Here is a 26,774-nt window from a genome sequence, read left to right on the forward strand (position 1 = left end):
TCCGGTGGTTGTCTTCAGAAACGGTAGCCGAGGCCGGCGAAGATCACATCCGAATCGCGATCGTAGCGGGTCACGACACGATTCCATTCGAGCCTCGCGGCCCAGCGATCCGTCAGCCGATATGAACCCGCGATCGTGACGAGGCCGGAGAATTTTCCGGCACCCGGACCCGGCGACGCGCTGTTCTCGTTTTCGTTGATCGCATAGTAGGCGCCGAGGCCGAGGCCCAGCGTGACCTTGTCGTTCAGGAACGCGCGCGTGGCCCATAGCTGGCTCGTGAGCCCGTCGCGGCGCGCGACCTTGCTGCTGCCCTCGTGCAGATAGCCGAGCGTCACGTCGAGATATTTCGCGAGACCGCGCCGGTACTCGATGGCGCCGCCCAGCGCGCTCGGCGAACTGGTGGAGTTGACGATGGTTTTGCCGAGATACAGCGCGACTTCGTTGTTGGTGACCTTGTGCGCGCTGCCGCTTGCCCAGTCGCGCGGACCCGGCGTGCCCGGCGCGTCGAGCTGATAGCCGACGCCGAACATCACGCTGGTCGCATCCGGCCCACGCTGCACGTGCACACGATTTAACTGCAATTGCGTGATCCACCGGCTCGACGCGTAGTAAGCGGCACGCACGCTATAAACGACGCCCCAGCCGTGAGTGTCGGAATAGCTGCCGCCCTGGCCGGCGGTGGTCGTGTCGAAGTAGCGGTAAGGGCCGACGCCCGCCTGCAGAACGAACTGCGGGCTTCCGACCGGAATGCGCCCCCACACCTGGACCAGTTGGCCGTCGCGATGATGATCGGGAATGTGTCCTTCGTTGAGCCAACTGAAGCTCGCCGCGAAGTATGGCCCCAGGCCTTCCTGATAATTGAAGGCCCACGTATAGGTATTGGTGCTGCCCGCGCGCGAGGCGCCGCCGAACAGCGAAAACTCCTGCGCGTGAGCGGCCTCTGAAGCAAACAGAAAACAAAGAGCGGCGGCACAGGGCACCGCCTTCAGCACCAAGCTGCGATTCAAACCAGAGCCCAGAATCCGCATGCCGTTCGCTTCCTAAAAGGGTTACCGGCCGAGACCGACTTCAGGTGCCGTTAAAGGTGTCGATAAGGTGTCGATAACGGGTGTCGTCAAAGGAGCCCCGTCATGCTAGCAGACCGTTCGGTAAAAATGGCGCATCCCTGATTTTTCTATGCGCGATCGATATATCACGTGTTTCACCTGGTAGTTGTACGTATCGATAGTCCAATGCGGCGGGTTGCCGTTGCAACGAATAAAACGCATTACTCGCAAAATTTACCGAACTCATTTAAATCGATTAACTGGCCGGTGCATTTATTTTATTTTTTACCGGAACATGCACTACAGGTACCGCGAATTCCGCCGTTTACCCATACATGCAAAACCTTTGTGAAGCACACGAAAGTCCCTTGATTAAGGGCCTGTTCTATTCAATCGTGCAGCACGCGGAGTCAACGGAGAAAGTATGTTTGTCGCAATCGGCTGGGTAGTGGTGATCGCCTCGGTGATCGGTAGTTTTGTCGGTGTGGGTGGCCATCTGCCCGCGCTCGTACAACCGTTCGAACTGCTGTGTATTTTCGGTGCGGCAATCGGCGCGTTCGTCGTCAGCAATCCGACCTCCACGCTGAAGAAAACCATCAAGGCTATTCCTTCGTGCTTCAAAAGCGGGGGTTACACCAAAGAGAAGTATCTCGAACTGATTGCACTGTTGTACGAACTGCTTCAGAAGGCGCGCAAGGAAGGCATGATGTCGCTCGAAGCCGACGTTGCCGCACCTGAAGAAAGCGTGCTGTTCCAGAAGTATTCGCACGTTCTCAAAGATCACCATCTGCTCGACTTCATCGTCGACTATCTGCGCATGATGTCCGGCGGCAACGTGAACGTGCTCGAAGTGCAGGACCTGATGGACGAAGAACTGGCCACGCATCATGCGGAAGCGTCGGTCGCGGCCAACGCGATCCAGAAAATGGCCGATGGCTTGCCCGCCTTCGGCATCGTCGCCGCGGTGATGGGTGTCGTGCATACGATGGGCTCGGTCGGCGCGCCACCCGCGGTGCTCGGCGAAATGATCGCCGGTGCGCTGGTCGGTACGTTCCTCGGCATTCTGCTCGCGTACGGCTTCATCGGCCCGGTTGCCGATCTGCTGAACGCGAAGGGTCGCGCCGAAGCCAAGCCGTATCAGTGCGTGAAGGCGGTGCTGCTCGCTTCGCTGTCGGGCTACGCGCCGCCGATCGCTGTCGAGTTCGGCCGCAAGGTTTTGTTCACCGCCGACCGCCCGAGCTTCCAGGAACTCGACGACGCCGTGCGCGCCACCAAGATGCCGAAGTCGGCCTGACGCGGAGCAGCATGATGAGCGAAAGAAGATCGCGCGCGTCGCAGCAGATCGAGACGCCTGCGCCGGTGATCGTGCGCCGCTCGAAAAAGGGCGACGAACATGGCGCGCATCACGGCGGCGCATGGAAAATCGCGTACGCCGACTTCGTCACGGCCATGATGGCGTTCTTCCTGTTGATGTGGTTGCTGGGGTCCACGTCGAAGTACGATAAGCAGGGCATCGAGGATTACTTCAACACGCCGCTGTCGAGTCTGCTCGGCGGCAACGAGGGCACGGCCGCCGCGCGTCCGAGCGTGGTGCAAGGCGGCGGCCGCGACATCGCCGATACGCGCCCCGGCGACGGCAGGAAAAGTCAGGCCGAGCCGACGCCGCCCGCCACCGTCGCACCGGCTGTGGCGCCTTCGGATGCGGCCCGGCTGGAGCAATTGAAAGCGAAGCTCACCACGCTGATCGAACAAAGTCCGGCACTGAAGGCGTTCAAGGACCAGATCCGCGTGTCGATCACGAACGAAGGGCTGCGCATCGAGATCGTCGATTCGCAGAACCGGCCGATGTTCCCCTCCGGCAGTTCAAAACTGCAGCCGTACGCGGTGACGATCCTGACGCAGATCGGCGCGGCGCTCAACGACGTGGAAAACCGCATTTCGATTGCCGGCCATACCGATGCGGTGCCGTACACCACGGGCCCGGAAGGCTATTCGAACTGGGAGTTGTCGTCCGAACGGGCCAACGCGGCGCGCCGCGCGCTGGTGTCGGGCGGCATGCACGGTGAGAAAGTACTGCAGGTGCGCGGGCTCGCCGACGTGCTGCCGTTGAACAGCAACGTCGCCGACGAACCGACCAACCGGCGCATCAGTATCCTGGTGCTGAACAAGGCAGCGGAATTGGCGTTCTTCCATGACGGCGGCCGCACCGCGATCGACGAATCCACCCCGGCGAGTTCGGCCATTCCCGATGTGGTAGGGCGCTTGCAGCCGGTGACGTCGAATGCGACCACCGCCGCGACGCGTAGCACCCCGTAAGATTTTCCGTGCGCCCCACCACTGCAATGCGCGTGAGGTGTGGTTAGAATCATCGGCATGCGCCCCATTCCTCCTGCGCAACGGGAACCCGAGCTTCCGTTGCATACGCCTGGCGTTTCGTCCGTCGCACTGGCGGCGATCATCGCCGTCATCGCGTGGATCGCCGTGATCGCGCAAACCGATCTGACGATCCTGCGCATGCTCGCTCGCGGGTTCGGCGTGATGGACGGACTCGCGCGGATGAGCAGCTACCTCACCAATCTCACTGCTCTCGCCTGCGCTATCTGTTTTACGTGCGTCGCGTTGCGCGGGCGCAGATCCGCCATCGTGCGATTTTTCCGCTTGCCTACGGTCGTCACCGCGGTCGTGGTCTATATGGTGTTTGTCGGAATCGCCTATAACCTGCTGTTGCGCGGGCTATGGACGTTGACCGCATACCGGCTCCTGCTCAACGAGTCGCTACATAGCGTATTGCCGATGCTCGCCGCGTTGTACTGGGTCCTGTTCGTGCCGCGCTTTCATTTGACGCTGCGGCATTGCCTCCTGTGGCTGGTCTATCCAGTTGGGTATCTCGTCATCACGTTCTGGCGCGGCAGTCTCTCGGATTTTTATCCGTATCCGTTCATTAACGTCGACATGCTTGGAGTCAGACACGTCGTCGTCAATTCCGCGCTGCTGTTCGGCGGGTTTCTGATGCTGATGGCTGTATTCGTGGGGATCAATCACCGGCGCAGACGCTGATGGCCCGTTCCCGGGCGCGCTTCTTGCGCGCCCGTCTGGTGGGTGTAGGTCGCCATGCATCGGGGCGGCCTGCGCGGACTTCTCGTGTGACGGCGTTGCAATCGCAATAGGCTCACACGTAACTATGACAATGGGAGCATCGTATGGACACCAATGCAGCGGAAGGCGCGGTCAACGAAGTCGCGGGTAAGGTACAAGGCGCGGTCGGCGACGTGCTCGGCGATACGAGCACGCAACTCGCCGGCAAAGCGAGAGAACTCAGCGGCAAGGCTCAACAGCTTTGCGCCAGCACGACCAGCCTCGTGCGGGAGACCGCGGTGGAAAGCCCGTTCACTACGATTGCCGTCGTTGCGCTAGCCGGTTTTGTGGCCGGCGCGTTGTGGTCGCACGGCGCGGCGGATCGTGACTATCGTCGGTAATCGCTGAAGATTGCGGAGTCGCCTGCGGGTTAGCCGCGCAGGCGACCGATTAGTTCTTTGTCCAAGCCGTAGTTATTGCTGTAGTTACTGCGGTTTCTTGCGGGTTTTTGCCCTCATCTCCAGTTCTACCCATGTCGGCGCATGATCGTTCGCGCGCGGCTCGCCGCGTACCCACCGATCGACCGGATACCGTTGATATTGAACGTTGCGATTCGAAGCTTGGCCACGGCATGGGCTCCCATCATCACGTGTTTGAAAAAGTGCTTATTTCGCCGCCGCGTCGCACCACGCCATTGCCCACGAACGCGCGCATGAAATCGCGTCCGCTTCGTTCGAAAACGAGTCGATGTCGCCCGATTCGTGCGACTGGAAACGTTCGCTTGCTTGCGGCACGCGAGTGATTCTGGCGCGGGCGTAGTACACGCCTTCGTCGGCATGGCGCGCGCGGCAGTCGATATGGAAGTGGCGGTAATCGAATTGCATGACGTCTCCTGTGAACGCACTTCACGATTTGACCAGTCAAGCAAAAGACGTTCCGCGCAAATAGAAAAAGGCCGGCGCCGCGAGTACCTGATCTCGCAATGCCGGCCTTCGGAACAACAACTTCAATTCACCTTTAAGCAGCCGCTACAACCCGGCGTGGCGACAGAACCGACACGACAAAGCTCACGACGATATTCGCCGCCAGCGCGATCAAGCCGATATACAGCGGATAAACCGCATCGCCGAGATGCAACGCGAACACCGGCTTCAATCCTTGCGAAATAGCCAGCCCCGTGCCGATCACGATCCCCACCAGCCAGCCGAGGAACAAACCCGGCGTATTCAGACGACGCGTGTACAGCGAGAACACGATGGCCGGGAAAATCTGCAGAATCCACACGCCGCCGAGCAGTTGCAGGTCGATCGCGTACTGCGTCGGCAGGAACACGATGAACAGCAGCGCGCCGAACTTCACGACCAGCGAAACGATCTTCGCCGTCGATGCCTCGGCCGCCGGCGTGATATTCGGCGAAACGAGCGGGCGCCACAAATTACGCGTGAACAGATTGGCCGCGCCGATCGACATGATCGCAGCGGGTACCAGCGCGCTGATCGCGATCGCTGCCGCCGCAAAACCGACGAACCACGACGGGAACAACGTGTTGAACAGCGCCGGCACCATGTCGGAAGCCGACTTCACATGCACGCCGGCCGCGATCGCCATGTAACCGAGCAGCGCGATCAGACCCAGCAGCAGCGTGTACGCCGGCAGGAAAATCGCGTTCTTGCGCACCGTATTCGCCGACGAAGACGACAACACCGCCGTCATCGTATGCGGATACATGAACGCGGCCAGCGCCGAACCGAGCGCGAGCGATGCATACGCGGTGAACTGCGTCGGCTTCAGAATGATTCCGGTTGCGCCGCCCTTGGCCTTGAAATACGTATCGGCCGCGTCGAACACGTGCGCGTAGCCGCCGAGCTTCGCCGGAATCAGCCACACGGCCGCGATCACGACGATGTAGATCATGATGTCCTTGACGAACGCGATCATCGCCGGCGCCCGCAGGCCGCTGGCGTACGTGTACAGCGCGAGAATCACGAAGGCGACGATCAACGGCATTTCGCCGCTCACGCCCAGCCCTTTGATCACGACCTGCATGCCCACGAGCTGCAGCGCGATGTACGGCATGGTCGCGACAATGCCGGTGATCGCGACCGCTGCCGGGAACCACTTGCCGCCGTACTCACCCTGCACGTAATCCGCCGCGGTAATGTGGTTTTTCGCATGCGCGACTTTCCACAGCTTCGGCATGACCGCGAACACGAACGGGTAAACGATGATCGTGTACGGCAGCGCGAAGAAACCATACGCACCTACCGAATACACCAGGGCGGGCACGGCGATCACGGTATAGGCGGTATAGAAGTCGCCGCCTACGAGGAACCACGAAATGACGGTGCCGAATTGCCGGCCGCCGAGACCCCACTCGTGCAATTGCGTCATGTCGCCCCGCTTCCAGCGCGCGGCGAAAAAGCCGATCACGGTCACGAGCACGAAGAAGGCGATAAAGACGGTCATCGCGACCGGGTTCACAGGATTCAGTTCGTTCATTTGACACCTCGGTACACGACGTAAATCAGTAGCGAGGTCAACGGCACCCACAAGAACTGATACCAGTAAAAGAACGGAAAGCCCGCGAACGACGGACGCGTGTCGTTATAAAACGGCAGCCACAACAACGCGATGTACGGGAGCAGCAGAATGAGCCATAGCCATGAACGGCCGGCGGATGGGGAGGTCTCCACGAACTTCTCCTAAGTCTATTATTGAAACCGCGCGCGATGGCTCGTGGCCACGCGCGATGAAAAACGGCCAGGTGATATTAGCCGGAGAAACCGGAATCTGCTTTTTGCCTTGCACGAGATCGAACCGGCGCACTGCATCCGTTCGGCGGCGGTGTTCGAACATTCATACAAATGGGCAATAAACGATGCATGTTTGAAAGCTGCTTGAGCCGTTCGTGACCGCGCGACGCGTGTCCCGTGATGCCTGCGACAGCACGCGGATGCACGTGAAAGCACGTTTAGTGAGGGATCATGCGTCTCCTGCCTGTTTATAAAAATGCCGGGCCGCCCGGGTTGTACGCGATTGCGCGGCAGCCCGAAGGCGCGGTACGCCGTGGGGATGTAGTATTCGCCTTCGTGTGCGCCGTTACAAGCGCGCAACTACGTAAGCCGGCTACGTAATACCACGTAGCCCGTCGGCTGTCTTTTCATCGATGAAACTCAAAGCCAAGATCATTCTGCTTGCGATCGTGCCCTTTCTGGCCGCCATTGCCAGCATCGAAATCGGCGTGCGCGCGGAAGCCACATCGCTTGCCGAAACGCAGCACGCAACCACCCAGGCCGCTTACCTGGCGAGCAAGGAGATCGAGCTCAAGCATTACGTCGAACTCGCCACGACGGCGATCGCGCCGCTCTACAACGAGACCGGCGAGAACGCCCGCGACGACGCGCTATTGCGCACCCGCGCGCTGGCGATTCTGGAGAAAATGGATTTCGGACGGGACGGCTATTTCTTCGTCTACGACATGCATGGCCGCACGCTGATGCATCCGCGCGAGCCGGATCTGGTAGGCCGCGATCTGTGGTCGCTGCGCGATTCGCAGGGTGCACCGACCATTCAGCAACTGCTGGCTGCCGCATCGCACGGCGGCGGTTATGTACGTTACCTGTGGCACCGGCCGTCGACGGGTAAGGTGGCGTCGAAACTCGGCTACGTCGTGCCGCTCGAACGCTGGGGCTGGATGATCGGTACAGGCATCTATCTCGACGATATCGACACGACACTCGCGCACATCGACCAGGGCGCGGCGGCCAACATCGATCGCACGATGCAGTGGATCGACGCGATCGCGCTGGCCGGCCTCGCAGTGATCGCGCTGTGCGCGCTGGTGCTTAACGTCACCGAATACCGCAGTGCCGACGCGAAACTGAAACGGCTCGCGCAGCAGGTGGTCGAGTCGCAGGAAAACGAACGCGCGCGACTGTCGCGCGAATTGCACGACGGCATCAGCCAGATGATGGTCTCCGTGAAGCTGTTGCTCGAATCCGCGCTTGCGCGCTTTGAGCGCAGCGACGTACGCGTACCCGCCGCCGAGACGGCGCTGTCCACCAGCCTCACGCGTCTCGGCGACACCTTGCGTGAGGTTCGGCGCATTTCGCATGCGTTGCGCCCGTCGATGCTCGACGATCTCGGCGTAGCCGCGGCGCTCGAACAACTGACGCGCGAACTGAGCGAAGAATCGGGCATCGTGATCGGCTTCACGCAGATTACTCACACGAACGCGGCGCAACTGCCGGATGCGGTCAACACGGTCCTGTTCCGGATCGCTCAGGAAGCACTGACGAACATCGTGCGGCACGCGCAAGCATCGAATGCGGCGCTCTCACTGGAAGTATCGAACGAAGCAGTCACGCTGACCATCTCCGACAACGGCCGCGGTTTCGACGTGGCGCACGCGTTCGTCAATCCGCGCGCGGGGGTGGGTCTGCGCAACATGCGCGAGCGGCTGGAAGCACTCGGCGCCAGGCTGTCGCTCAGTTCGCAGGCCGGCCATACGATCGTGACCGCACGCGTGCCGCTCGGCGCACTCGCGACTCAAACGCCTGCCTTGCAGGAAACCTGAAAAATGAACGATTTGTCCCACGCCACTGCCCGCCTGATTCTGATCGACGATCATCCGCTCGTACGCGACGGCTTGCGCGCGCGGCTCGAAGCGGTGCGCAACATCGAAATCGTAGGCGAAGCGGGCAACGCGCATGAAGCGCTCGCGCTTGCGGAAAGTCGCGAACCGCATCTGGTGCTGATGGATGTCGGCATGAACGGGATGAACGGCATTGCGCTCGCCGGCATGTTTCATGAACGCTTCCCCGCGATTCGCGTGCTGATGCTGTCGATGCACGACAACCTCGAATACGTGACTCAAGCCGTGCGTGCGGGCGCGAGCGGCTACGTACTCAAAGATTCACCGGCCACCGAGATCATCCAGGCCATCGGCGCGGTACTCGAAGGCAAGACGTTCTTCAGTGCAGGATTGGGCGCGCGGCTGATCCAGGCTTCAGCAACGCAAGCACCGGTCGAACGGCTGACGCCGCGCGAACGCGACATTCTCGACGCGCTCGCCGAAGGACTATCGAGCAAGCAGATCGCGCAACGCAACGATTTGTCGGTGCGCACGGTGGAGACGCATCGGCTGAATCTCAAGCGCAAGCTCGATATCGAAGGTCAAGCCGAGTTGATCAAGTTTGCTGTCGAGAATCGTCGCAAGCGTCAGTGATAGGAGATATCGCTGCATAATCTCGCCAGAACGAACCGGAGACGATGAGGATGAATCACAGGATTCTTTCGCGGCTTACGTGCGTGCTGACTCTCATTGCGACCATGCAAACGCCTGTACAGGCGGAAGAACTTCGCATCAATCGCGGCCACGATCCTTTCTTTCAGATATCCAGTGCAATCAGCGGATGCCCCGCTCCGCTCGGTCCGCTCGAAACCAATCAGGAATGGCTCGACGACAGCCATTACCGGATCGAACGCGGCAATAGCTGTTGGGTGGAAGGCCGTTGCCGTCTTTCGAATGCATACCTGTACGACACCGAAATCGCCGAAGCGGTGCAGCGTCGTCTCACCAATATCAATTACGCGACGCACTGGCGCGAGCAAACGTCGCTATGGCTGATGCTGCAACGTCGCTTTATCTATGTACAAGGTTGTGTTGCACCCGGTTTCGACAAGGCAACGTTCCTCTCCGAACTGGCGAAAACCGCGGACGTCGACCGGGTAATCGACGATACGACGACGAATCCGCACGCGAGTTCGTTACCCTACACAACGCTCGCGGACCCGGACAAGCCGGTCAGCGATCCTGGCAATTGAAGCCGCGCGAATCGGCACAGGCTCATTGCTGTTTCACAGTTGCGTATCCAGCAGCGGCACGACTTTCTCGATCAGTCTCTCGGAAAGCGGCCGGTGCATCCATGCTTCGAGTGTGATTTTCTGTGACTTTTTGATGTCGTCCGCGAAGGTTGCGGTCTGCTGTTTCGCGAAGTCGCGATCGTAGATGTTCAGATTCGCTTCGTCATTGAGTTTGAACGAGCGGCTATCGAAATTGGTGGAACCCACCGACACGAGGTACTCGTCCACTACCAGCAATTTGCAGTGGAACATGGTCGGCTGATATTCGTACATCTCCACCCCGGCCTTCAGCAAATCGCCCCAGCACGCCCGCGATGCTTCGCGCACGGTGTGGGTATCGATCCGTTTGCCGGGCGTAATGATCTGGACTTTCACACCGCGCCTCGCGGCCTCCACAATCGCATTGATCGTCAGTTTGTCCGGTACGAAGTAAGCACTCGCGAGATGAATGCTGTGCGTAGCCGCGGTGATCGCCATCAGGTACATCAACTGCATGTCGTCGCTGCCGCCCGACGGCGAACTGCTGAACATATGCGCGAGGCCGTCGCCGACCGGCTCGACATCCGGAAAGTAATCCACCCCGTGCAGCACGTTACCGGTCGCCTTCACCCAGTTGTCCATGAATACGGCCTGCATGTGTCCCACCACCGGACCCGCGACGCGGAAATGCGTGTCGCGCCAATGCTTTTCGTTTTCCGCGTGGCCGGTCCATTCCGGTGCAATGCCGACTCCGCCGGTAAAGCCGATCCTCCCGTCGATCACCAAGAGCTTGCGATGGGTTCGGTCGTTCATGCGGCCGAGTCCGGTCCAGTGTGGCTTGTGATATTGAATCACCTCGGCCCCGGCTTCGCGCAACAGGTTCAGGTAGCGCTTGTCCATTTTCGACGAGCCGACCCAATCGAGTAGTACATGCACGGCAATGCCTTCACGCGCTTTATCGGCCAGCGCTTGTGCAATCTGCTCACCGATTTCACCCGACCAGTAAATGAAGGTTTCAAACGTGATGGTTTTGCGTGCCGAACGGATGCCTTCCAGCATTGACGGGAAAATACGATCGCCATTGAGCAACATGTCGAAACGATTGCCGGAAATGACGGGCGGCCCGAGTAAAAGCCCCATTGATCGCAGGAATTGAGGATCGTCACTCGCGTAGAGCCGTTCGATCTTGTGCTCGATCTTCTTCTCGCCGCTCGACAGATTGGCGATCGCCAGCACGATGATGAGCGTGATAAACGCGGTAATTGGAATCGTCAGCATACGCGGCCTCGATGCTAATCGGCGAAAGCGCCGCCTCGGCGTTCCGCGATGTGATGGAGCCGGGAACCTTGGCCCAGGGTTTTAGCATCGGACGGCACGCATTGCGCGTGCCTGTCGTCAGGATCACGTTTTGCTAAGGCCTATATATAGAGCCGCACTACCGGACCAGCGAAAACGCCTCACGGCTGGCAATCTCGCCGGCGCCGTACACGCCGACTACCGTGTAATCCGACGCCACGCATTCGAACGTAGCGTCCTGAAACGTAATGATGAAATGGCGCCGTGCCGGTTCAGACCTGGTGACCGATGCCAGTTCGCCGGCGAGCGACGAGTTCATCACTTCATGAACCGAGTCCGCGGCCAGACCTTGTAATGCCAACGGATGAATCTCGAGATCGGCGCGGCCGGGTGGCCCGAGCCGATAGAACACCGTGTCCGGAAACAGTACGGCGCAGAACGGATCGTCGTCGGAATCGAACGGGCCGAAGGTTTCGAAATTGGCTTCCGATATCGGATACGACAGAATCACCCGCCCGGCGCTGGCGACAATAAAAGGCTCTGCCGCGTCCGATGCAGGAAAAGGCACGGAGTCCAGCAGGACGACGTGGTCCTCCTGCTGGGATGCTGCTAGCGTGCTAGTCATCTACTTCACGACTCCGTTGCGCTTACGCGGCGGTTTCGGCGGCCGACGATTGCGAGGCGGCGGCGTTCGTCACAGCGGCTTTCGCTTTAGGCGCCGTTTTACGGGTGGCCACTTTCTTTACCGCAGCTTTCTTTGCCGCGGTCTTTCGGGTTGCCACAACCGCTTTCTTCGCGGCCGTTTTAGACGCAGCCGATTTTTTCGCAGCGACTTTCTTGACCGCTACTTTCGCTTTGGCCGATTTGGCCGAGGCTTTAGAAGCCGCCTTCGGCGCAACGCTGCTCGCAGCGGCGGCCGCGCCGTCGATCAGGAATTTGGTGCGGTCTTTGACCGAAGCGAGCCATGCCGGCGCCGGACCCCGGCCACTCCATGTCGCGCCGCTCTTCGGGTCGCGATACTTCGGCGGTTGTGCGCCTTTGGGCTGGCCTTTCTTGCCGGCTTTCGCGGACTTGAGTTCCGCTTTGGTTACGGACTTTACTTCGCTCGCGCCGTCGACCAGAAACTGCGTACGGTCTTTTACCGCGGCGATCCAGCCCGGTGCACGCCCGTGGCCAGTCCATGTCGCGCCGGTTTTGGCATCGCGGTACTTCGCCACTTTGGCGCCGCCCGCCGAGAGAGCTTTTGTCTTACCACTCGCAGCATGGCCATTCAAACCTTGCGCCGCGCGGCGCGCTTTTGCCTTCGCTTCGATATCTGCGGTAGTCAAGCCGTGCTTGAGCATCAGGTCGCGAATCTGGTCGACCGCGACTTGCGCCTTTCTGGCAATAATAACGTCGGCCTGCGCCTGAAGCTTTTTAAGCTTTGCCTGGATTTGTTCTAGAGTGGGCATTGTGATCCTCCTTAATGTGGTATGCGATCGAACTATGCCACGAATGTCGGCAGAAAGGCAGATCCTGCGTTGCTTTATATGAACGAATATGTGTTACCGATTGTGCATTCACCGGAGTACGAAGCTTTCATATCCAATGCTCTACCGCTGGATTGCCTTTCTAATTGGCGGCCGGGTGCTCATTTCCGTCGCGCATTCCGGGCGCTCATTTCCGTGTCTTACCTGGGAGTGAAAACCACGACCTGGCGATCGGCGATATACCGCACGCTGCGCATGAAACGGTATTGCTGGTCGTCGGCGGTAATCCGGTTGAGTCCCAGGTGCGTGAGCACCAGCATCTCGTCGGCCAGAAAAGCGGCCACGGCGCCACGCTCGGTCAGATCCTCGAAAGCTGCGGACGGATTGCCGATATAGACACCGCGCACCAGAGTACCGATACGCATCAATACGACACTTTCGCCCTGATCCAGCGCCTCTTCCAGATAAGCGGCAAGCGTACGTAACGACTCCGGTGTGGACGCCTGGGTCCGATAGATTGCAGCGTTCGTAGACGTCATATCCGTTTCCCCGTCGCCAGTATCGAGAGAAGCCGGCTATCCTGCCAATGCGCAAGAGCCGCTTCTACTATAGGCAAGCATTTGCAGATTCAAAGGGCGGCAGTACTTTTTATTACGCACACGCGTCCCTTGCGCCTCCCTATCAGGGTGAACCTGACCGCCAGCCGAATAGCCGGACCCCACTGGAAACCGGTCACGCCGCCGATGCGGTCGTTGCCACGGCGTAGTCAGTCGTGAAGCCGATGCCGCCGCCTATCATATTAGGCAGCGAGTTCGGCAAGTCCATCGCGGCGGCCCAGACGCTTTGCGCGGCACGGTCAATTAGCGCTACGACAAACAATGGCCGAATTTTCTGCCTGATGGCTTGCGCGGCTTCTTGACTCATATATGCTTCCTACAGTTGTCAAATCATTCGCAATGCAAAACGGAAGCATTATTTCATCGACTTCAATTGAACTCTGTTCATACTGTCTGTTGGAACCCGCCTCTAACAAGAGCGCACTCTTATAAAGGATACTTCAATGGCACCTGGCAGCCTGAGGAAAAACATTGACCCGGAAAGGCGCAAGCTGATCCGCAGCAAAGTGCACGTGTTGCTGGCCACGATCGGGACTTTGTCGTCGGTGGCGGGGATCGGCGTCGTCATCAATGGCGGTCTGGAGTTCAATCGCACCAAGGTATTCGTCGGTATCGGCATTATCGTGGTGTCCACGATCGTCTACGTGTCGATGCTTTTTGCGTCCACCGAATAAACCGGCCCGGCCACAATAAGCAGGCGCCCAGAAAAAAACCCCGCTGCGATATCCGCAGCGGGGTTTGTCTTTAATGCGCGAGGCATTACTTCATTTGACGATATCGACGAGTTCGACTTCGAACGTCAGGTCGCTATTCGGCGGAATCACGCCAACGCCGCGCTCGCCGTAAGCCGTCGCCGCCGGGCAGGTCAGCTTGGCTTTACCGCCGACTTTCATTGTCTGCACGCCTTGCGTCCAGCACGGAATCACGCGGTTCAGCGGAAAGGTTGCCGGGCCGCCGTGCTTGGCGGAACTGTCGAATTCGGTGCCGTCCGCGAGCGTGCCGCGATAGTTGACTTTAACGACATTGTCGGCAGTCGGCTTCGCGCCCGTACCGTCTTTCAGATGCTGAACGACTACGCCCGAAGGCAGCTTTTCGGTAGCCGGCGCGGCAGCCATTGCCGTCGAAGAAAGAACAGCCGCAGCGACCAGAGCAACGATAGATTTCAAAGCAAGTCTCCAAGTGAGTGGTGCGCCCCATTGTAGCGGATGGAATATGACGGTTCGTTCGACCGTCTGTTACATCAACCCAATCGGTGTACCACATAGTCCGACGCAACTTCGTCGCCGCGCGCGTTGAAATCCGCGAGTACCGTTTCGCGCTCGCGGACATCGGCCAATGTCTCGGGATCGAGCAACGCGGTAATGACTTCTTCGTGATCGCAGCTCGCTTGCGCCACCACGTCGCCGTATGGCCCCCACACCGCGCTCGCGCCGCAGGTTGCCCAGCCACCCGTCGTACCGACGTGATTCGACAGCAGTACATAGAGCGTATTGTCGAAAGCACGCGCGGGAAACCAGATGCGCGACTGGTGATAGCCGGTCTTCACGCTAAAGAGCGCACTCACCAGATACGCATGCGCGCCGTTCACCGCCGCATGCCGCGCATGCTCGGGAAAACCAGAGTCGTAGCAGACGCCGAGCGCGAGGCGCCATCCGTCGATCTGCACCATGCAACCCTGCGTGCCCGGCCGATAAATACGTGTTTCGCTGCTGTAAAGATATTGCTTGTGATACGGCGTGAACATCTCGCCGGTCCGGCTGAAGATCAGTGAAGAAATATGCAGGCCCTGCCCGCTACGCGTCGCCGCGCCGACGATCACCGCGATGTCGCGTTGCCGGCAGATTTCACGGATCGGCTCGAGCCGCGCGTCGTGTTCGTCGAATGCATAGCGAGCCGGATCGCCGGCGATCAGATCGGGCTCATAGCCGCTCAGGAATTTCTCGGGGAATACCACCAGTTTTGCGCCACGGTCCGCGGCGCGAGCGGTCAATTCGACAGTTTTGGCAATGTTTGCCGGTACATTGCCGGAAACCGGCTGCGCCTGAGCCGCTGCGATTCGCAGCGATGTTTGCGGTAACGACGCCGGTTCGGTGTTCAATCGCGAGCCCTTGAAGAATAAAGCATGACGGTATGCCGGCCGACGCCCGATCACCATTCCCGGCGCAGCAAGCCTCGGCATTGTAAACAGACTGAACCGACCCGGCATTGCGCGTGCTACTGCAAAAAGAACGACGTAAACCATTGTCGCGCGCTTTCCAACGACGGAACGAACCGATGCCAAAGAGACGCCCCCGATGACCGAGCCGGCCGATTCCGACGACCCCGCCAGCGCGGCGCAAGACGCATCTTCCGCGCGCAGACGCGCACCGAGGCCGCGCCGGATTCCACGCAGCCGTGCGCAGGAAGAACGCTTGGCCGCGCGCGAACCGGCGTTCGAACCGCTCCCGTTTTCCATCGACGAAGCCGCCGCGCGCCTTCCGTTCGCGGACAAACTCGACGCGTGGTTCGAAGCGCGGCGCTGGCAGCCGTTCGATTTCCAGCGCGACGTGTGGCGCGAAATCGCTCGCGGTGCAAGCGGCCTGCTGCACGCGACCACCGGCGCCGGCAAAACCTGGGCCGTGTGGTTCGGCGCCCTCGCCGCTTTCGCGACTTCGGCTTCAGCCCGTAAAAACGCACCGCCCAAGCAACCCGCGCCGCTCACTGTGCTGTGGATCACGCCGATGCGCGCGCTCGCCGCCGACACCGCCCGCGCGCTGCAAAGCTCGGCCGCCGAACTTGCGATGCCGTGGAGCGTCGGCTTGCGTACCGGCGATACGTCGTCGGCCGAGCGCGCACGGCAGAACCGCCGCATGCCGTCCGCGCTGGTCACGACACCCGAGAGTCTCACGCTGATCCTGACGCGTCCCGATGCGCGCGAAGTTCTCGCGCATGCGCGTCTGGTGGTCGTCGACGAATGGCATGAGTTGCTCGGCAATAAGCGTGGCACGCAGACACAACTCGCCATTGCACGCCTCGCGCATTGGCAGCCTCGATTGCAGGTGTGGGGCTTGTCGGCGACACTCGGCAATCTGCCCTTCGCCGCGCAAGTCCTGCTTGCGCCGGTGAAAACGCCGCGCGTCAGCGTGCACGGAGCACTGCCGAAAGCGCTGATTGTCGACACGGTGATCCCCGAAACCATCGAACGGTTTCCGTGGGGCGGTCATGTCGGAATGCGCCAGGTCGGCGCTGTTGCGGATGCGATCGGCGAAGCCCGCACCTCGCTTGTTTTCACCAACACGCGTTTGCAATGCGAGGTCTGGTATCAGGCTCTGCTCGAGGCGCGGCCAGAATGGGCCGGTCTGATCGCATTGCACCATGGCTCGCTCGATCAGGAAGTGCGGGAGTGGGTCGAACGCGGTCTGAAAAGCGGCTTGCTGAAAGTGGTGGTGTGTACATCGAGTCTCGACCTCGGTGTCGATTTTCTGCCCGTGGAGCGCGTGTTTCAGATCGGCTCGCCTAAAGGTGTCGCGCGTTTGATGCAACGTGCGGGACGTTCGGGTCATGCGCCAGGACGTCCTTCCCGCGTGACGATCGTGCCGACGCATGCGCTCGAACTCGTCGAAGCCGCGGCCGCCCGTGAGGCGGTCGAGAAGCGTCAGATAGAAGGACGCGACACGCCGGAGAAACCGTTCGACGTGCTGGTTCAGCATCTGGTCACGGTGGCGATCGGCGGCGGCTTCGACGCTGAAGCGCTATACGATGAAATTCGCAGCACCTATGCGTACCGATTGCTGACTCACGAAGAATTCACGTGGGCGCTCGGTTTTGTAGAGGGCGGCGGCACGGCTTTGCGTGCTTACCCCGACTACCATCGCGTGGTGCGCGAAAGCGATGGGCTGTATCGCGTGCCGCGCGAGGATCTGGTGCGCCGGCATCGCAACAACATCGGCACGATCGTCGCGAACGGGACTTTGCATGTCGCGTATCTGTCGGGCGGACGAATCGGCGCGATCGAGGAATCGTTCATTTCGCGGCTGAAACCGGGCGATATCTTCACCTTCGGCGGACGCGCGCTCGAATTGATCCGCGTGCAGGACATGACCGCCTGGGTGCGACGCGCTACCTCGTCACGCGGCGCGATGCCGCAATGGGCGGGCAGCCGTATGCCGCTTTCTTCTGAACTGGCCGACGCAACGCTGACGATGCTCGCGCGCGCCGCCCACGGCATTTACGACGAACCCGAAATGCGCGCGGTGCGGCCTCTGCTGGAATTGCAGCAGAAATGGTCGGCGTTGCCTGAACCCGGTGTGCTGGTAGTGGAACTCGTGAAATCGCGCGAAGGGCATCACTTCTTTTGTTATCCGTTCGCGGGGCGCACCGCGCATATCGGCCTGGGTGCATTGCTTGCGTGGCGCGTGGCGCGCGAGCAACCCGGCACTTTCTCCATTTCGATGAACGACTACGGCTTCGAGCTGTTGTCCGCGCAACCATTCGATTGGGCCGCGCAACTGGAAAGCGGATTGCTATCGCCCGAAGAACTCGATCACGACATTCTCGCTAGTCTCAATTCGTCAGAACTTTCGATGCGGCGTTTTCGCGAGATCGCGCGCGTGTCCGGTCTCGTGTTTCAGGGCCATCCCGGACAGCAGAAAAGCGCGCGGCAACTACAGGCGTCGAGCGGTCTCTTCTATGAAATCTTTCGCAATCACGATAGCGGCAATCTGTTGCTCGATCAGGCCGATGCCGAAGTGCTGCTGCAGGAACTCGACGCGCACCGCATTCGTATCGCACTCGAACGGATGAACGCGAGCCGCGTGATCGTCACGCGGCCGAAGAAGCCGACGCCGTTTGCGTTTCCGTTGATCGTCGGCAGATTGCGCGAGAAAGTGAGCACGGAGAAACTCGCGGATCGTATCGAGAGGATGCTCGCCGAACTCGAAAAGGCGGCACGCACATGAAGCCAGCTTTGTTGACGACTGGAATCGCCGGGCATTCCGTCGTGTTGTCGAACTTGCGTGCGATGTTCGATCCGGCGCTGCGTTGTCTGTTTGTCGCCGACGCGCATTTCGGCAAGGACGCGGTATTTCGCGCGCGCGGCATTCCGGTGCCGGTCGGTTCGACCGCCGACAATCTGATGCGCCTCGATATTCTGATCGCCGCATTCGAGCCGACGATGCTGGTGTTCCTCGGCGATCTGCTGCACGCGCGCGAGGCGCATTCGAGCGAGACGCTCAACGCGTTGCAGATCTGGCGCGCGCGGCATGCGGGACTGCGTGCCGTGCTTGTCGAGGGTAATCACGATCGGCAGGCGGGGGCGTTGCCCGTTTCGCTGGGTGTCGAGGTTGTGCGTGAGCCGTGGTTTGTCGGGCCGTGGGCGCTGTGTCATTACCCGCAGGAAATCGACGGCGCGTATGTGCTCGCGGGACATGTTCATCCGGTGTATCGGATTTCGACGCGTAACGATTCGGTGCGCGTGCCGTGTTTCCGGTTTGGCGCGGCGTGTGGTGTGTTGCCGGCGTTCGGGAGTTTTACGGGTGGGGCGCGCGAGGATGGCAAGGTCGCCGGGGAGAAGGTTTTTCTGGTCGCGCAGGAGCGCGTGATCGAAGTCGCTGGTTGAGGTGGTTCTGAGTTTTGTTCTCGAGCGTTGAGCGATTTATTTGCCGGCGAGCGGACGTTGAGTTGTCCATTCGCCGGTTTGTTTTTTTGCTTTGCGTGTGCGCCTGACGGTCGTTTTGACGACCGTCAGGCGCTTCAGGAGATGGACGAGGTCAGTGGTTGCCGCCGCCGTGGCCACCGCCGCCGCCGTAGCCGCCGCCGTAGCCGCCGCCATGGCCGCCACCGAAGCCGCCGTTGCCTTGGCCTCCGTTGCCATAACCGCCGCCACCTTGGCCTCCGTTGCCCTGACCTCCGCCGCCTTGACCACCGTTGCCCTGACCGCCACCACCTTGGCTTCCGCTGCCATGACCGCCGCCACCTTGGCCTCCGTTGCCCTGGCCGCCACCACCTTGGCCTCCGTTGCCATGACCGCCGCCACCGTGGCCTCCGTTGCCCTGGCCGCCGCCACCGTGGCCTCCGTTGCCCTGGCCCCCGCCGCCTTGACCACCGTTGCCCTGGCCTCCGCCGCCTTGGCCTCCGTTGCCCTGGCCGCCGCCGCCCTGACCACCGTTGCCATGGCCTCCACCGCCTTGACCACCGTTGCCTTGGCCTCCGCCGCCTTGACCACCGTTGCCATGGCCTCCGCCGCCCTGACCACCGTTGCCCTGGCCGCCACCACCTTGGCCGCCGTTGCCATGGCCTCCGCCGCCCTGACCACCGTTGCCTTGGCCGCCATCGCCGTGACCGCCGTCGCCATGGCCTCCATCGCCATGACCACCGCCACCGTGACCGCCGTCGCCATGGCCGCCACCGCCATGACCACCGTCACCATGACCGCCATCGCCATGGCCACCATCGCCATGACCGCCGTCGCCATGGCCGCCACCGCCATGACCACCGTCACCATGACCGCCATCGCCATGGCCACTATCGCCATGACCGCCGTCGCCGTGACCGCCGTCGCCGTGACCTCCGTCGCCGTGACCTCCGTCGCCATGACCACCGTCACCATGACCGCCATCGCCGTGGCCACCGTCGCCATGACCTCCATCGCCATGGCCACCGTCGCCATGACCGCCGTCGCCATGACCGCCGTCGCCGTGACCTCCGTCGCCGTGACCTCCGTCGCCGTGACCTCCGTCGCCATGACCACCATCGCCGTGGCCACCGTCGCCATGACCTCCATCGCCATGACCACCGTCGCCATGACCGCCGTCGCCGTGACCTCCGTCGCTGTGACCACCGCCACCGTGACCGCCGTCGCCGTGACCTCCGTCGCCATGACCACCATCGCCGTGGCCACCGTCGCCATGACCTCCATCGCCATGACCGCCGTCGCCATGACCTCCATCGCCATGACCACCGTCGCCATGACCGCCGTCGCCATGACCTCCATCGCCATGACCGCCGTCGCCATGACCGCCGTCGCCATGACCTCCATCGCCATGACCGCCGTCGCCATGACCGCCGTCGCCATGACCTCCATCGCCATGACCGCCATCGCCATGACCGCCGTCGCCGTGACCACCACCATGGCCGCCGTCTCCACCTCCACTGCCGCCGTCCCCGCCCGTCCCACCCGAGCCAGTTCCGCCACCGCCGGTCCCACCGCTGCCGGTTCCACCACCGCCAGTCCCGCCATCGCCGGCACCACCACTACCTGTCCCACCACCGCCTGTCCCGCCACTGCCCGACCCACCACTACCCGTCCCACCACTGCCCGTCCCGCCACTGCCCGTCCCACCACTACCCGTCCCACCACTACCCGTCCCACCACCGCCTGTCCCACCACTACCCGTCCCACCACTCCCCGACCCACCACTGCCGGTCCCACCACTCCCCGACCCACCATTTCCACTCCCACCACTCCCCGCCCCACCCTTACCACCACCACTACTCCCCCCCGCCCCCGCCACACCCGACGTCGATCCACCGCCGCCACCTCTCCCGCCACTGGCACCAGCACCAGCGCCCGTCGACGACGTCCCACCGCCGTCGCCACTCTGCGAACCGAACCCTGCCGCCGACCCGAGCCCCGCGGCCGTCGCCACGCCGAACCCGACCGCAGCCGGCGCACTCACGTCCTCCGGCTTGCAGCCGAGCGTATCGAACGACGGACAGTCCACCGGCAACGCCTGCGCCAGCATGAAACTCGTGGAATTCCCCGCCGGTGCGGCGGATATCGTCGAATTCGTTTCCGCGCCCGCCATTGCTGCATAAAGACTCACCGCAATCGCCAATACCGCTTTGCGAGTCCCCAACGTCCGCGTGTCCCCGTTTTGCTTTTTCATTTCATTCTCCTAACTACATTCAGAAGGCAGATCCCATATATCGAGCCGATCTCCGTTCGCAGATAAAAACGAAACCTCAAAACCCGTTCGGCATTTCTCTCGCGGATAAATCCCGGTCCGATCTGACGCGTTGCGAAAGAAGCGACGAGCTGTGCGCGAACAAAGTTTTTAGAAGAGCACAGCAGGGTCTGGTACATGCGGAAGTTATGCGCAGCGTCATCGGCAGACCGTGCGCTACCCCACGCAATGCCGTATGAGCGCCGTGTTTTTCCGATTTATCTTCAAAGACACTGTCAAATATCGTTAATTGCCGCTTTTTTCACGGCACAGGATATTCAGCGAATCAGATACGCAGTACAAACTATTATTTTTATTTAAAACCTAAATCCGTCCCATCTCGCGGCATAGGTATTTATCCGAACCCATCACGCGCAATGACATTGCCGTCAATGAGCGGACTCACACAGACAAACCCATTCCGCCCATTAAAACTGGCTTCGCGACGCCACCCGTCGAAAACATCTTCCCGTCATCGCGAGAAGCAGGCCCGCTCGAACGCATTCCAGCGACGATTCAGGCGACAATGCGCGGAGTACAACCTCCATCGAAGACGGGAAGAACGATGCTTTTATCTGAACAATGGGTGCTGGTCACGGGCGGCGCACGCGGACTCGGCGCGGCGATCACGCGCGCGCTGGTGCGCGAAGGTGCGGGCGTGGTGGTGAATTACCGCAAGAGCGATTCTCTGGCCAACGCGCTGAAAGAAGAACTCGGCGACCGCGTTCTGCCTCTCCAGGCGGACGTGACGGATAAGGCCGCCGTCGCGCGTCTATTCGAAACAGCACAGGCGCAAATCGGCCAGCCGATCGTATCGGTGGTGAACAATGCATTGGCCGACTTCCAGTTCGACGGCGACGCGCGCCCGAAGATCGACACAATCGACTGGACGCGCTTCCAGCAACAACTCGACGGTTCTCTGCAAGGCGCGCTCAATACGATGCAGGCGGCGGTCGCCGGCATGCGTTCGCGTGGCTTTGGCCGGATCGTCAACGTGGGGACCAACCTGTTCCAGAATCCGGTAGTGCCTTATCACGACTACACGGCGGCCAAGGCGGCGCTATTGTCTTTGACGCGCACCGCGGCTCACGACCTCGGCCCCGACGGCATCACCGCGAACATGGTGTCGGGCGGTCTGCTGCGCGTCACCGACGCGAGCGCGGCCACCCCCGAGTTCGTGTTCGACCTGATCGCGAGTTCCACACCGTTGCGGCGCGTCACCACACCCGAAGAGTTCGCCGACGCCGTGCTGTTCTTCCTGTCGCCGTGGGCCCGCGCGGTGACCGGCCAGAACCTGATCGTCGACGGCGGCCTCGTCAAGGGCTGACAACGACCAGTAAGCGCCGCCAAAAAATACGACGACCGCGCTTCAACCGCGTCGGCTCACACCACCTCGACGACGATCTTGCCGCGCGCAGTGCCATCGGTCAGTGCCTGATAAGCCGCTTCGGTTGAAGCCAGATCGAAGCGGCGTTCGTCGACGCGCGGCGCGAGTTTGTGTTGCTCCGCAAGCTGCGCCGCGACACGCAGCATCTCGCCGTGATGCGCACGGCCTTCGCCGGAAAGCAGCGCGTGCAACGTAAACACGCCCGAGTAAGTCGCTTCGCGAAACGACAACGGCGCGAGCGCATGCGTGCCCCAACCAAGCGCGCTGACCACATGGCCGAAATGCTTAACGGCCGCGAACGACGCATCCAGCGTCGCCCCGCCCACCGTATCGACGACCAGATCGAAGCCCTTGCCTTGCGTCATCGCGGCGACATATTGCTCGACCGCTTGTGTGCGGTAATCGATCGGCGTTGCCCCAAGTGCTTCGACCACGGTGCGATCGCGTTCGCTAACGGTCGCGAACACCCGCGCGCCGAGCGCGAGCGCCAATTGCACCGCGAGATAGCCGACGCCGCCCGCGCCGCCATGCACGAGCACCGTTTGACCGGCCTGCAAATGCGCGCGGTCGACGATCCCCGAGTACGCCGTGATAAATGCAAGCGGCAATACAGCCGCGTCGCGCATCGACAGACTCGGCGGCTTCAACGCCAGCAGATCCGCATCCACGGCCGCGAATTGCGCGAGCGAGCCTTGCATTCCGCCCACGCCGCCCGTCATCCCATACACCTGATCGCCGGCCTTGAAAGCGACGACGCCCTCGCCCACCGCCTCGACAGTCCCGGCCATATCGATGCCCAACACCAGCGGCAATGGATGCTTCGCGTGCGCAGCAGCGCCGGCGCGAATTTTCGTGTCGAGCGGATTCAGCCCGCTCGCGGCAATACGCACCAGCACTTCGCCGCGCCTCGGCTGCGGCCGCGGCAATTCCGTCAGTTCGAGCGGACCGTTGTACTGCGAGAGGACAAGAGCTTGCATGGAGAGCGACATGACGAAATCCTGTGAACAAGTGGTACGTACATGATCTGCCGTGCGAAACTGCATGTAAATCAACACTTCCGCACAACGGCCACATAGTGTCGCGGTGCAACCACCACCCGCGCGCGCGCCCAACACTTCTGCGCGCGCACTTTTCCCGAAGCATTTCCACCATCGCGACCCACGCGAAGCATCGTGAACGCGCGACGCTTCGCACACGCTTATCCCACGCGCCTTCGCACGGCTTCGCCGGGCAACGCGGGTTTACCTTCGTTTGACTTACAGAAACAAGCCCGTTTACTGGACGCACATCGAGCCTCTCCCAACGCTTTAATTTAGTTTGCTTAGCTTAATAGCGTTCGACGAGCGTTCCTCATTCACGATGTCTGGAGGTGTCCCATGGTTACCGTGTCGAACAGCGCAATCGACGAATTCAAAGCCGCCAGCCGGGGCCCGCTTCTGCTGCCGGACACTGCCGGTTTCGACGAGGCGCGCAGCATCTGGAATGGCATGATCGATCGCCGCCCGGCCATGATCCTGCGTTGCGCGGGCGTCGCCGACGTCCGCCGTGGCGTGGCGTTCGCGCGCGAGCACGGAGTGCCGCTCGCGGTGCGCGGCGGCGGCCATAACATCGCCGGAAGCGCGCTCTGCGACGACGGCCTCGTGCTCGACCTGTCGTCGATGAAATCGGTTCGCATCGATCCCACCGGCCGGCGCGCGTATGTCGAACCCGGGGCGACGCTCGCCGATTTCGATCACGAAGCGCAGGCGTTCGGGCTCGCCACGCCGCTCGGCATCAACTCGACGACCGGCGTGGCGGGACTGACGCTCGGCGGCGGCTTCGGCTGGCTGAGCCGCAAATACGGAATGACGGTGGACAACCTGATTGCCGCGGACGTCGTCACCGCCGACGGCGAGTTGCTGCACGCGAGCGCCGGCTCGCACGAAGATCTGTTCTGGGCAATTCGCGGCGGCGGCGGCAACTTCGGCGTCGTCACGCGGTTCGAATTTGCGCTGCATCCGGTCGGCCCGCTGATCTACGGCGGCCTCGTGGTGCTGCCGTTCGCGCAGGCAAAAGACGCACTGATCAAATACCGCGCGGCGGCTCCGGACATGCCCGAAGATCTGAGCGTATGGGTCGTGTCGAGACTCGCGCCGCCGCTGCCGTTCCTGCCGCCGGAGGTCCACGGCACACCGGTGATCGTCTTCGCGATCTGCTACAGCGGCCCCGTGGACAACGGCCCTGCCGTGAGCGCGCCCGTGCGCAACTTCGGCACGCCGGTCGGCGAACATCTCGGGCCGATGCCGTACGCGATGTGGCAACAGGCCTTCGATCCGTTGCTCACGCCCGGTGCGCGCAACTACTGGAAATCGCACAATATCGGCGAAATCCAGGACGGCCTGATCGACGCGTTGCTCGACGCCATCGACACGCTGCCGTCGCCGCAGTGCGAGATTTTCTTCGGACAGATCGGCGCGCAAACCAGTCGCGTACCGGTCGAGGCCACCGCTTATTCGAGTCGCGACACCCAGTACGCGATGAACGTACATGGCCGCTGGGACGACCCCGCCGACGACGAGCGTTGCATCGGCTGGGCTCGCGCGTTCTTCGACGCAGCCGCGCCGTTCGCGCTCGGCAGCGTGTACGTCAACTTCATGACCGAAGAGGAAGGTGGCCGGGTGGCGGACGCGTATGGTCCGAACTATGCGCGCCTCGTCGCGGTGAAGAGCCGCTACGATGCCGGCAACCTGTTCCGCTGTAACCAGAACATCCGGCCCGCCGCGCAATAGGGGCCTGCGCCGTACACGCAATCGATGACGTTCGTGTGTCCGCCGTCATGACCTTGAGCGGTCTTATACGGCGGCCACCGGCCGTAATTGATGTGTCAGAATGCGCGGCTTGGAACGCTCATCCTGAACGGCTTATGACTCTGAATGTTGCGCCCGTCACTTATGGCGCCGACCGCTCGGGCCTCGTGTGCGGCTTTCGTTTCTCAGCGGGGCAACCCGGTGTGCCGATCGACACGGACAATGCCGCTCGCTGGCTCGCCGGCAATTCGCATTGGCCTGCGCAGACGGAAACCGGCGCCGCGAGCCACGCTGCGCCGCCGCAACGCTCGCCTGCGGACAACGGCGAATTTCTCTGGCTGCATTTCAATCTCGCGCACGTGTCCAGCGAAAAATGGATGCGCGCGCATCTGGACCTGCCCGAGAGTTTTTTCGAAGCGCTGCGCGAAGGCTCGCACTCGACCCGCATCGAACATCAGCATGGCGCGCTGCTCGCTGTCGTCAACGACGTGATGTTCGATTTCGAGCAGACGCCATCCGATATCGCCACGCTGTGGGTGTACACCCATCAGCGCATCATGATCACCGCGCGCCTGAAACAGTTGCGTTCCGTCGACCGGCTGCGCGCGTCGGTACGTGAAGGCGAAATCTTCGACACACCCGCCGAACTGCTGATCCATCTGTTGCGCGACCAGGCCGACCTGCTGGTCACGATCGTGCGCAGAAGCAGTACCGAAGTCGACCGTATCGAAGACCAGTTCCTGTCGCGCCGCCACTTCGACAGCCGCCGCGATCTCGGCGCGATGCGCCGCGTTCTGGTCCGTCTGCAACGGCTGCTGGCGCCCGAACCCGGCTCGATTTTCCGGCTGTTAGTGCGGCCGCCGCGATGGCTTTCGGCACACGACGTGCAAAGTCTGCGCGACTCGACAGAAGAATTTTCATTGGTGCTCGGCGACCTCTCCGGTCTCGCCGAACGAATCAAGCTGCTGCAGGAAGAGATCGCCGCGCGCCTCACCGAGCAAAGCAACCGCACGCTCTTCACGCTGACGCTCGTCACCGTGCTCGCGTTGCCGATCAACATCATCGCGGGCCTGTTCGGGATGAACGTCGGCGGCATTCCGCTCGCGGAAAATCGCCACGGCTTCTGGGTGATGGTGCTGATGGTGGTCAGCTTCACCGCGCTCGCCGGATGGTGGGGCTTTCGTCGGCGCGCCGGGCGGTAAGGGATTCGCGCAGCCGATATAGGGGCAGGCACGGGAACTGCTGGTTAGAAGGTGCGTCACATGTCGGACGCCGGCAGATCTCTCAGCCCGGCGCCGGACTACGACGGAATAGCAAAAAAACCAACTTCCA

Annotated in this window: 26 protein-coding genes and 1 pseudogene; 13 read left to right on the forward strand and 14 right to left on the reverse strand. The window is 61.6% G+C overall.

Going from position 1 to position 26,774, the window contains the following annotated elements:
- Nucleotides 1-14 precede the first annotated feature (14 nt).
- Complete coding sequence (locus PQQ51_RS08980; RefSeq protein ID WP_408496419.1) at nucleotides 15-1,028, reverse strand: hypothetical protein; 1,014 nt, start codon at nucleotides 1,026-1,028, stop codon at nucleotides 15-17.
- A 442-nt stretch (nucleotides 1,029-1,470) separates the two neighbouring features.
- Here PQQ51_RS08980 and motA point away from each other — a divergent pair, with 442 nt between their 5' ends.
- From motA to PQQ51_RS09000, 4 genes are all read left to right on the forward strand, one after another.
- Nucleotides 1,471-2,340: a flagellar motor stator protein MotA gene (gene motA / locus PQQ51_RS08985; RefSeq protein WP_408496420.1), complete on the forward strand. Its 870-nt coding sequence runs from the start codon at nucleotides 1,471-1,473 to the stop codon at nucleotides 2,338-2,340.
- Between the two features lie 14 nt (nucleotides 2,341-2,354).
- Complete coding sequence (motB, locus tag PQQ51_RS08990; protein WP_408496421.1) at nucleotides 2,355-3,362, forward strand: flagellar motor protein MotB; 1,008 nt, start codon at nucleotides 2,355-2,357, stop codon at nucleotides 3,360-3,362.
- Nucleotides 3,363-3,419: 57 nt separating this feature from the next.
- On the forward strand, nucleotides 3,420-4,103 hold the full coding sequence (locus PQQ51_RS08995) for a Pr6Pr family membrane protein (protein WP_408496422.1): 684 nt from the start codon (nucleotides 3,420-3,422) through the stop codon (nucleotides 4,101-4,103).
- 143 nt (nucleotides 4,104-4,246) lie between these two features.
- On the forward strand, nucleotides 4,247-4,522 hold the full coding sequence (locus PQQ51_RS09000) for a CsbD family protein (RefSeq protein ID WP_408496423.1): 276 nt from the start codon (nucleotides 4,247-4,249) through the stop codon (nucleotides 4,520-4,522).
- 84 nt (nucleotides 4,523-4,606) lie between these two features.
- Here the strand turns inward: PQQ51_RS09000 and PQQ51_RS09005 are convergent.
- The 4 genes and pseudogenes from PQQ51_RS09005 to PQQ51_RS09020 form a co-directional block, all read right to left on the reverse strand.
- Nucleotides 4,607-4,705: pseudogene (locus PQQ51_RS09005) on the reverse strand (exodeoxyribonuclease III); the annotation flags it as partial.
- Between the two features lie 81 nt (nucleotides 4,706-4,786).
- Nucleotides 4,787-5,005, reverse strand: a complete 219-nt coding sequence (locus PQQ51_RS09010; protein WP_408496424.1) for a hypothetical protein — start codon at nucleotides 5,003-5,005, stop codon at nucleotides 4,787-4,789.
- 133 nt (nucleotides 5,006-5,138) lie between these two features.
- Nucleotides 5,139-6,620, reverse strand: coding sequence for a monocarboxylate uptake permease MctP (mctP, locus tag PQQ51_RS09015; RefSeq protein WP_408496425.1), 1,482 nt, complete (start codon nucleotides 6,618-6,620; stop codon nucleotides 5,139-5,141).
- Complete coding sequence (locus tag PQQ51_RS09020) at nucleotides 6,617-6,814, reverse strand: DUF3311 domain-containing protein (protein ID WP_006049469.1); 198 nt, start codon at nucleotides 6,812-6,814, stop codon at nucleotides 6,617-6,619. The genes mctP and PQQ51_RS09020 overlap by 4 nt, the downstream gene beginning before the upstream one ends.
- Nucleotides 6,815-7,287: 473 nt before the next feature.
- On the opposite strand from PQQ51_RS09020, the gene PQQ51_RS09025 reads away from it, so the two are divergent.
- From PQQ51_RS09025 to PQQ51_RS09035, 3 genes are all read left to right on the forward strand, one after another.
- Nucleotides 7,288-8,697 (forward strand): cache domain-containing protein, encoded by a 1,410-nt coding sequence (locus PQQ51_RS09025; RefSeq protein ID WP_408496426.1) that lies wholly within the window; start codon nucleotides 7,288-7,290, stop codon nucleotides 8,695-8,697.
- A gap of 3 nt (nucleotides 8,698-8,700) precedes the next feature.
- Nucleotides 8,701-9,348 carry a response regulator gene (locus tag PQQ51_RS09030; RefSeq protein ID WP_408496427.1) on the forward strand — a complete coding sequence of 216 codons (648 nt, stop codon included), beginning with the start codon at nucleotides 8,701-8,703 and terminating at the stop codon, nucleotides 9,346-9,348.
- 104 nt (nucleotides 9,349-9,452) lie between these two features.
- A complete protein-coding gene (locus PQQ51_RS09035) occupies nucleotides 9,453-9,947 on the forward strand; it encodes a hypothetical protein (RefSeq protein WP_408496550.1) in 495 nt (164 codons plus the stop codon).
- Nucleotides 9,948-9,980: 33 nt separating this feature from the next.
- Here the strand turns inward: PQQ51_RS09035 and cls are convergent, their stop codons facing one another.
- The 5 genes from cls to PQQ51_RS09060 form a co-directional block, all read right to left on the reverse strand.
- Complete coding sequence (cls, locus tag PQQ51_RS09040; RefSeq protein ID WP_408496428.1) at nucleotides 9,981-11,243, reverse strand: cardiolipin synthase; 1,263 nt, start codon at nucleotides 11,241-11,243, stop codon at nucleotides 9,981-9,983.
- Nucleotides 11,244-11,400: 157 nt separating this feature from the next.
- Complete coding sequence (locus PQQ51_RS09045; RefSeq protein WP_408496429.1) at nucleotides 11,401-11,886, reverse strand: hypothetical protein; 486 nt, start codon at nucleotides 11,884-11,886, stop codon at nucleotides 11,401-11,403.
- 22 nt (nucleotides 11,887-11,908) lie between these two features.
- Nucleotides 11,909-12,712, reverse strand: coding sequence for an H-NS histone family protein (locus PQQ51_RS09050; RefSeq protein WP_408496430.1), 804 nt, complete (start codon nucleotides 12,710-12,712; stop codon nucleotides 11,909-11,911).
- 218 nt (nucleotides 12,713-12,930) lie between these two features.
- Nucleotides 12,931-13,269 carry a hypothetical protein gene (locus PQQ51_RS09055; RefSeq protein WP_408496431.1) on the reverse strand — a complete coding sequence of 113 codons (339 nt, stop codon included), beginning with the start codon at nucleotides 13,267-13,269 and terminating at the stop codon, nucleotides 12,931-12,933.
- 193 nt (nucleotides 13,270-13,462) lie between these two features.
- Nucleotides 13,463-13,654 (reverse strand): hypothetical protein, encoded by a 192-nt coding sequence (locus PQQ51_RS09060; protein WP_408496432.1) that lies wholly within the window; start codon nucleotides 13,652-13,654, stop codon nucleotides 13,463-13,465.
- 136 nt (nucleotides 13,655-13,790) lie between these two features.
- Here PQQ51_RS09060 and PQQ51_RS09065 point away from each other — a divergent pair, with 136 nt between their 5' ends.
- A complete protein-coding gene (locus PQQ51_RS09065; RefSeq protein WP_408496433.1) occupies nucleotides 13,791-14,021 on the forward strand; it encodes a hypothetical protein in 231 nt (76 codons plus the stop codon).
- A 90-nt stretch (nucleotides 14,022-14,111) separates the two neighbouring features.
- Here PQQ51_RS09065 and PQQ51_RS09070 read toward each other — a convergent pair whose 3' ends face one another.
- Together PQQ51_RS09070 and PQQ51_RS09075 are read right to left on the reverse strand one after the other, a co-directional pair.
- The gene (locus tag PQQ51_RS09070) at nucleotides 14,112-14,462 is read right to left on the reverse strand and encodes an FKBP-type peptidyl-prolyl cis-trans isomerase (RefSeq protein ID WP_408496551.1); all 351 of its coding nucleotides are present in this window, start codon (nucleotides 14,460-14,462) and stop codon (nucleotides 14,112-14,114) included.
- 125 nt (nucleotides 14,463-14,587) lie between these two features.
- The gene (locus PQQ51_RS09075; protein ID WP_408496434.1) at nucleotides 14,588-15,445 is read right to left on the reverse strand and encodes a carbon-nitrogen hydrolase family protein; all 858 of its coding nucleotides are present in this window, start codon (nucleotides 15,443-15,445) and stop codon (nucleotides 14,588-14,590) included.
- Between the two features lie 196 nt (nucleotides 15,446-15,641).
- On the opposite strand from PQQ51_RS09075, the gene PQQ51_RS09080 reads away from it, so the two are divergent.
- Together PQQ51_RS09080 and pdeM are read left to right on the forward strand one after the other, a co-directional pair.
- Nucleotides 15,642-18,284, forward strand: a complete 2,643-nt coding sequence (locus tag PQQ51_RS09080) for a ligase-associated DNA damage response DEXH box helicase (RefSeq protein ID WP_408496435.1) — start codon at nucleotides 15,642-15,644, stop codon at nucleotides 18,282-18,284.
- Nucleotides 18,281-18,943 carry a ligase-associated DNA damage response endonuclease PdeM gene (gene pdeM, locus PQQ51_RS09085; protein ID WP_408496436.1) on the forward strand — a complete coding sequence of 221 codons (663 nt, stop codon included), beginning with the start codon at nucleotides 18,281-18,283 and terminating at the stop codon, nucleotides 18,941-18,943. Before PQQ51_RS09080 ends, pdeM begins: the two co-directional genes overlap by 4 nt.
- 36 nt (nucleotides 18,944-18,979) lie before the next feature.
- Here the strand turns inward: pdeM and PQQ51_RS09090 are convergent, their stop codons facing one another.
- Nucleotides 18,980-20,590 carry a hypothetical protein gene (locus tag PQQ51_RS09090; protein ID WP_408496437.1) on the reverse strand — a complete coding sequence of 537 codons (1,611 nt, stop codon included), beginning with the start codon at nucleotides 20,588-20,590 and terminating at the stop codon, nucleotides 18,980-18,982.
- A 1,244-nt stretch (nucleotides 20,591-21,834) separates the two neighbouring features.
- Here PQQ51_RS09090 and PQQ51_RS09095 point away from each other — a divergent pair.
- The gene (locus PQQ51_RS09095; RefSeq protein WP_408496438.1) at nucleotides 21,835-22,596 is read left to right on the forward strand and encodes a 3-oxoacyl-ACP reductase; all 762 of its coding nucleotides are present in this window, start codon (nucleotides 21,835-21,837) and stop codon (nucleotides 22,594-22,596) included.
- 56 nt (nucleotides 22,597-22,652) lie between these two features.
- Here the strand turns inward: PQQ51_RS09095 and PQQ51_RS09100 are convergent, their stop codons facing one another.
- Entirely contained in the window at nucleotides 22,653-23,645 is a 993-nt protein-coding gene (locus PQQ51_RS09100) for a zinc-dependent alcohol dehydrogenase family protein (RefSeq protein WP_408496439.1), read from the reverse strand.
- 387 nt (nucleotides 23,646-24,032) lie between these two features.
- Here PQQ51_RS09100 and PQQ51_RS09105 point away from each other — a divergent pair, with 387 nt between their 5' ends.
- Together PQQ51_RS09105 and PQQ51_RS09110 are read left to right on the forward strand one after the other, a co-directional pair.
- Nucleotides 24,033-25,424: an FAD-binding oxidoreductase gene (locus PQQ51_RS09105; RefSeq protein ID WP_408496440.1), complete on the forward strand. Its 1,392-nt coding sequence runs from the start codon at nucleotides 24,033-24,035 to the stop codon at nucleotides 25,422-25,424.
- A gap of 134 nt (nucleotides 25,425-25,558) precedes the next feature.
- Nucleotides 25,559-26,644, forward strand: coding sequence for a transporter (locus tag PQQ51_RS09110; RefSeq protein WP_408496441.1), 1,086 nt, complete (start codon nucleotides 25,559-25,561; stop codon nucleotides 26,642-26,644).
- Nucleotides 26,645-26,774: the final 130 nt, after the last annotated feature.

Source organism: Paraburkholderia xenovorans, from assembly GCF_046030735.1.
GTDB classification, from domain to species: Bacteria; Pseudomonadota; Gammaproteobacteria; order Burkholderiales; family Burkholderiaceae; genus Paraburkholderia; species Paraburkholderia xenovorans_A.

Bases quoted from the DNA above. Each gene is read 5' to 3' on its own strand.
- PQQ51_RS08980 (WP_408496419.1), bottom strand. From the start codon at position 1,028: ATGCGGATTCTGGGCTCTGGTTTGAATCGCAGCTTGGTGCTGAAGGCG.
- motA (WP_408496420.1), top strand. From the start codon at position 1,471: ATGTTTGTCGCAATCGGCTGGGTAGTGGTGATCGCCTCGGTGATCGGT.
- motB (WP_408496421.1), top strand. From the start codon at position 2,355: ATGAGCGAAAGAAGATCGCGCGCGTCGCAGCAGATCGAGACGCCTGCG.
- PQQ51_RS08995 (WP_408496422.1), top strand. From the start codon at position 3,420: ATGCGCCCCATTCCTCCTGCGCAACGGGAACCCGAGCTTCCGTTGCAT.
- PQQ51_RS09000 (WP_408496423.1), top strand. From the start codon at position 4,247: ATGGACACCAATGCAGCGGAAGGCGCGGTCAACGAAGTCGCGGGTAAG.
- PQQ51_RS09010 (WP_408496424.1), bottom strand. From the start codon at position 5,005: ATGCAATTCGATTACCGCCACTTCCATATCGACTGCCGCGCGCGCCAT.
- mctP (WP_408496425.1), bottom strand. From the start codon at position 6,620: ATGAACGAACTGAATCCTGTGAACCCGGTCGCGATGACCGTCTTTATC.
- PQQ51_RS09025 (WP_408496426.1), top strand. From the start codon at position 7,288: ATGAAACTCAAAGCCAAGATCATTCTGCTTGCGATCGTGCCCTTTCTG.
- PQQ51_RS09030 (WP_408496427.1), top strand. From the start codon at position 8,701: ATGAACGATTTGTCCCACGCCACTGCCCGCCTGATTCTGATCGACGAT.
- PQQ51_RS09035 (WP_408496550.1), top strand. From the start codon at position 9,453: ATGCAAACGCCTGTACAGGCGGAAGAACTTCGCATCAATCGCGGCCAC.
- cls (WP_408496428.1), bottom strand. From the start codon at position 11,243: ATGCTGACGATTCCAATTACCGCGTTTATCACGCTCATCATCGTGCTG.
- PQQ51_RS09045 (WP_408496429.1), bottom strand. From the start codon at position 11,886: ATGACTAGCACGCTAGCAGCATCCCAGCAGGAGGACCACGTCGTCCTG.
- PQQ51_RS09050 (WP_408496430.1), bottom strand. From the start codon at position 12,712: ATGCCCACTCTAGAACAAATCCAGGCAAAGCTTAAAAAGCTTCAGGCG.
- PQQ51_RS09055 (WP_408496431.1), bottom strand. From the start codon at position 13,269: ATGACGTCTACGAACGCTGCAATCTATCGGACCCAGGCGTCCACACCG.
- PQQ51_RS09060 (WP_408496432.1), bottom strand. From the start codon at position 13,654: ATGAGTCAAGAAGCCGCGCAAGCCATCAGGCAGAAAATTCGGCCATTG.
- PQQ51_RS09065 (WP_408496433.1), top strand. From the start codon at position 13,791: ATGGCACCTGGCAGCCTGAGGAAAAACATTGACCCGGAAAGGCGCAAG.
- PQQ51_RS09070 (WP_408496551.1), bottom strand. From the start codon at position 14,462: ATGGCTGCCGCGCCGGCTACCGAAAAGCTGCCTTCGGGCGTAGTCGTT.
- PQQ51_RS09080 (WP_408496435.1), top strand. From the start codon at position 15,642: ATGACCGAGCCGGCCGATTCCGACGACCCCGCCAGCGCGGCGCAAGAC.
- pdeM (WP_408496436.1), top strand. From the start codon at position 18,281: ATGAAGCCAGCTTTGTTGACGACTGGAATCGCCGGGCATTCCGTCGTG.
- PQQ51_RS09095 (WP_408496438.1), top strand. From the start codon at position 21,835: ATGCTTTTATCTGAACAATGGGTGCTGGTCACGGGCGGCGCACGCGGA.
- PQQ51_RS09100 (WP_408496439.1), bottom strand. From the start codon at position 23,645: ATGTCGCTCTCCATGCAAGCTCTTGTCCTCTCGCAGTACAACGGTCCG.
- PQQ51_RS09105 (WP_408496440.1), top strand. From the start codon at position 24,033: ATGGTTACCGTGTCGAACAGCGCAATCGACGAATTCAAAGCCGCCAGC.
- PQQ51_RS09110 (WP_408496441.1), top strand. From the start codon at position 25,559: ATGACTCTGAATGTTGCGCCCGTCACTTATGGCGCCGACCGCTCGGGC.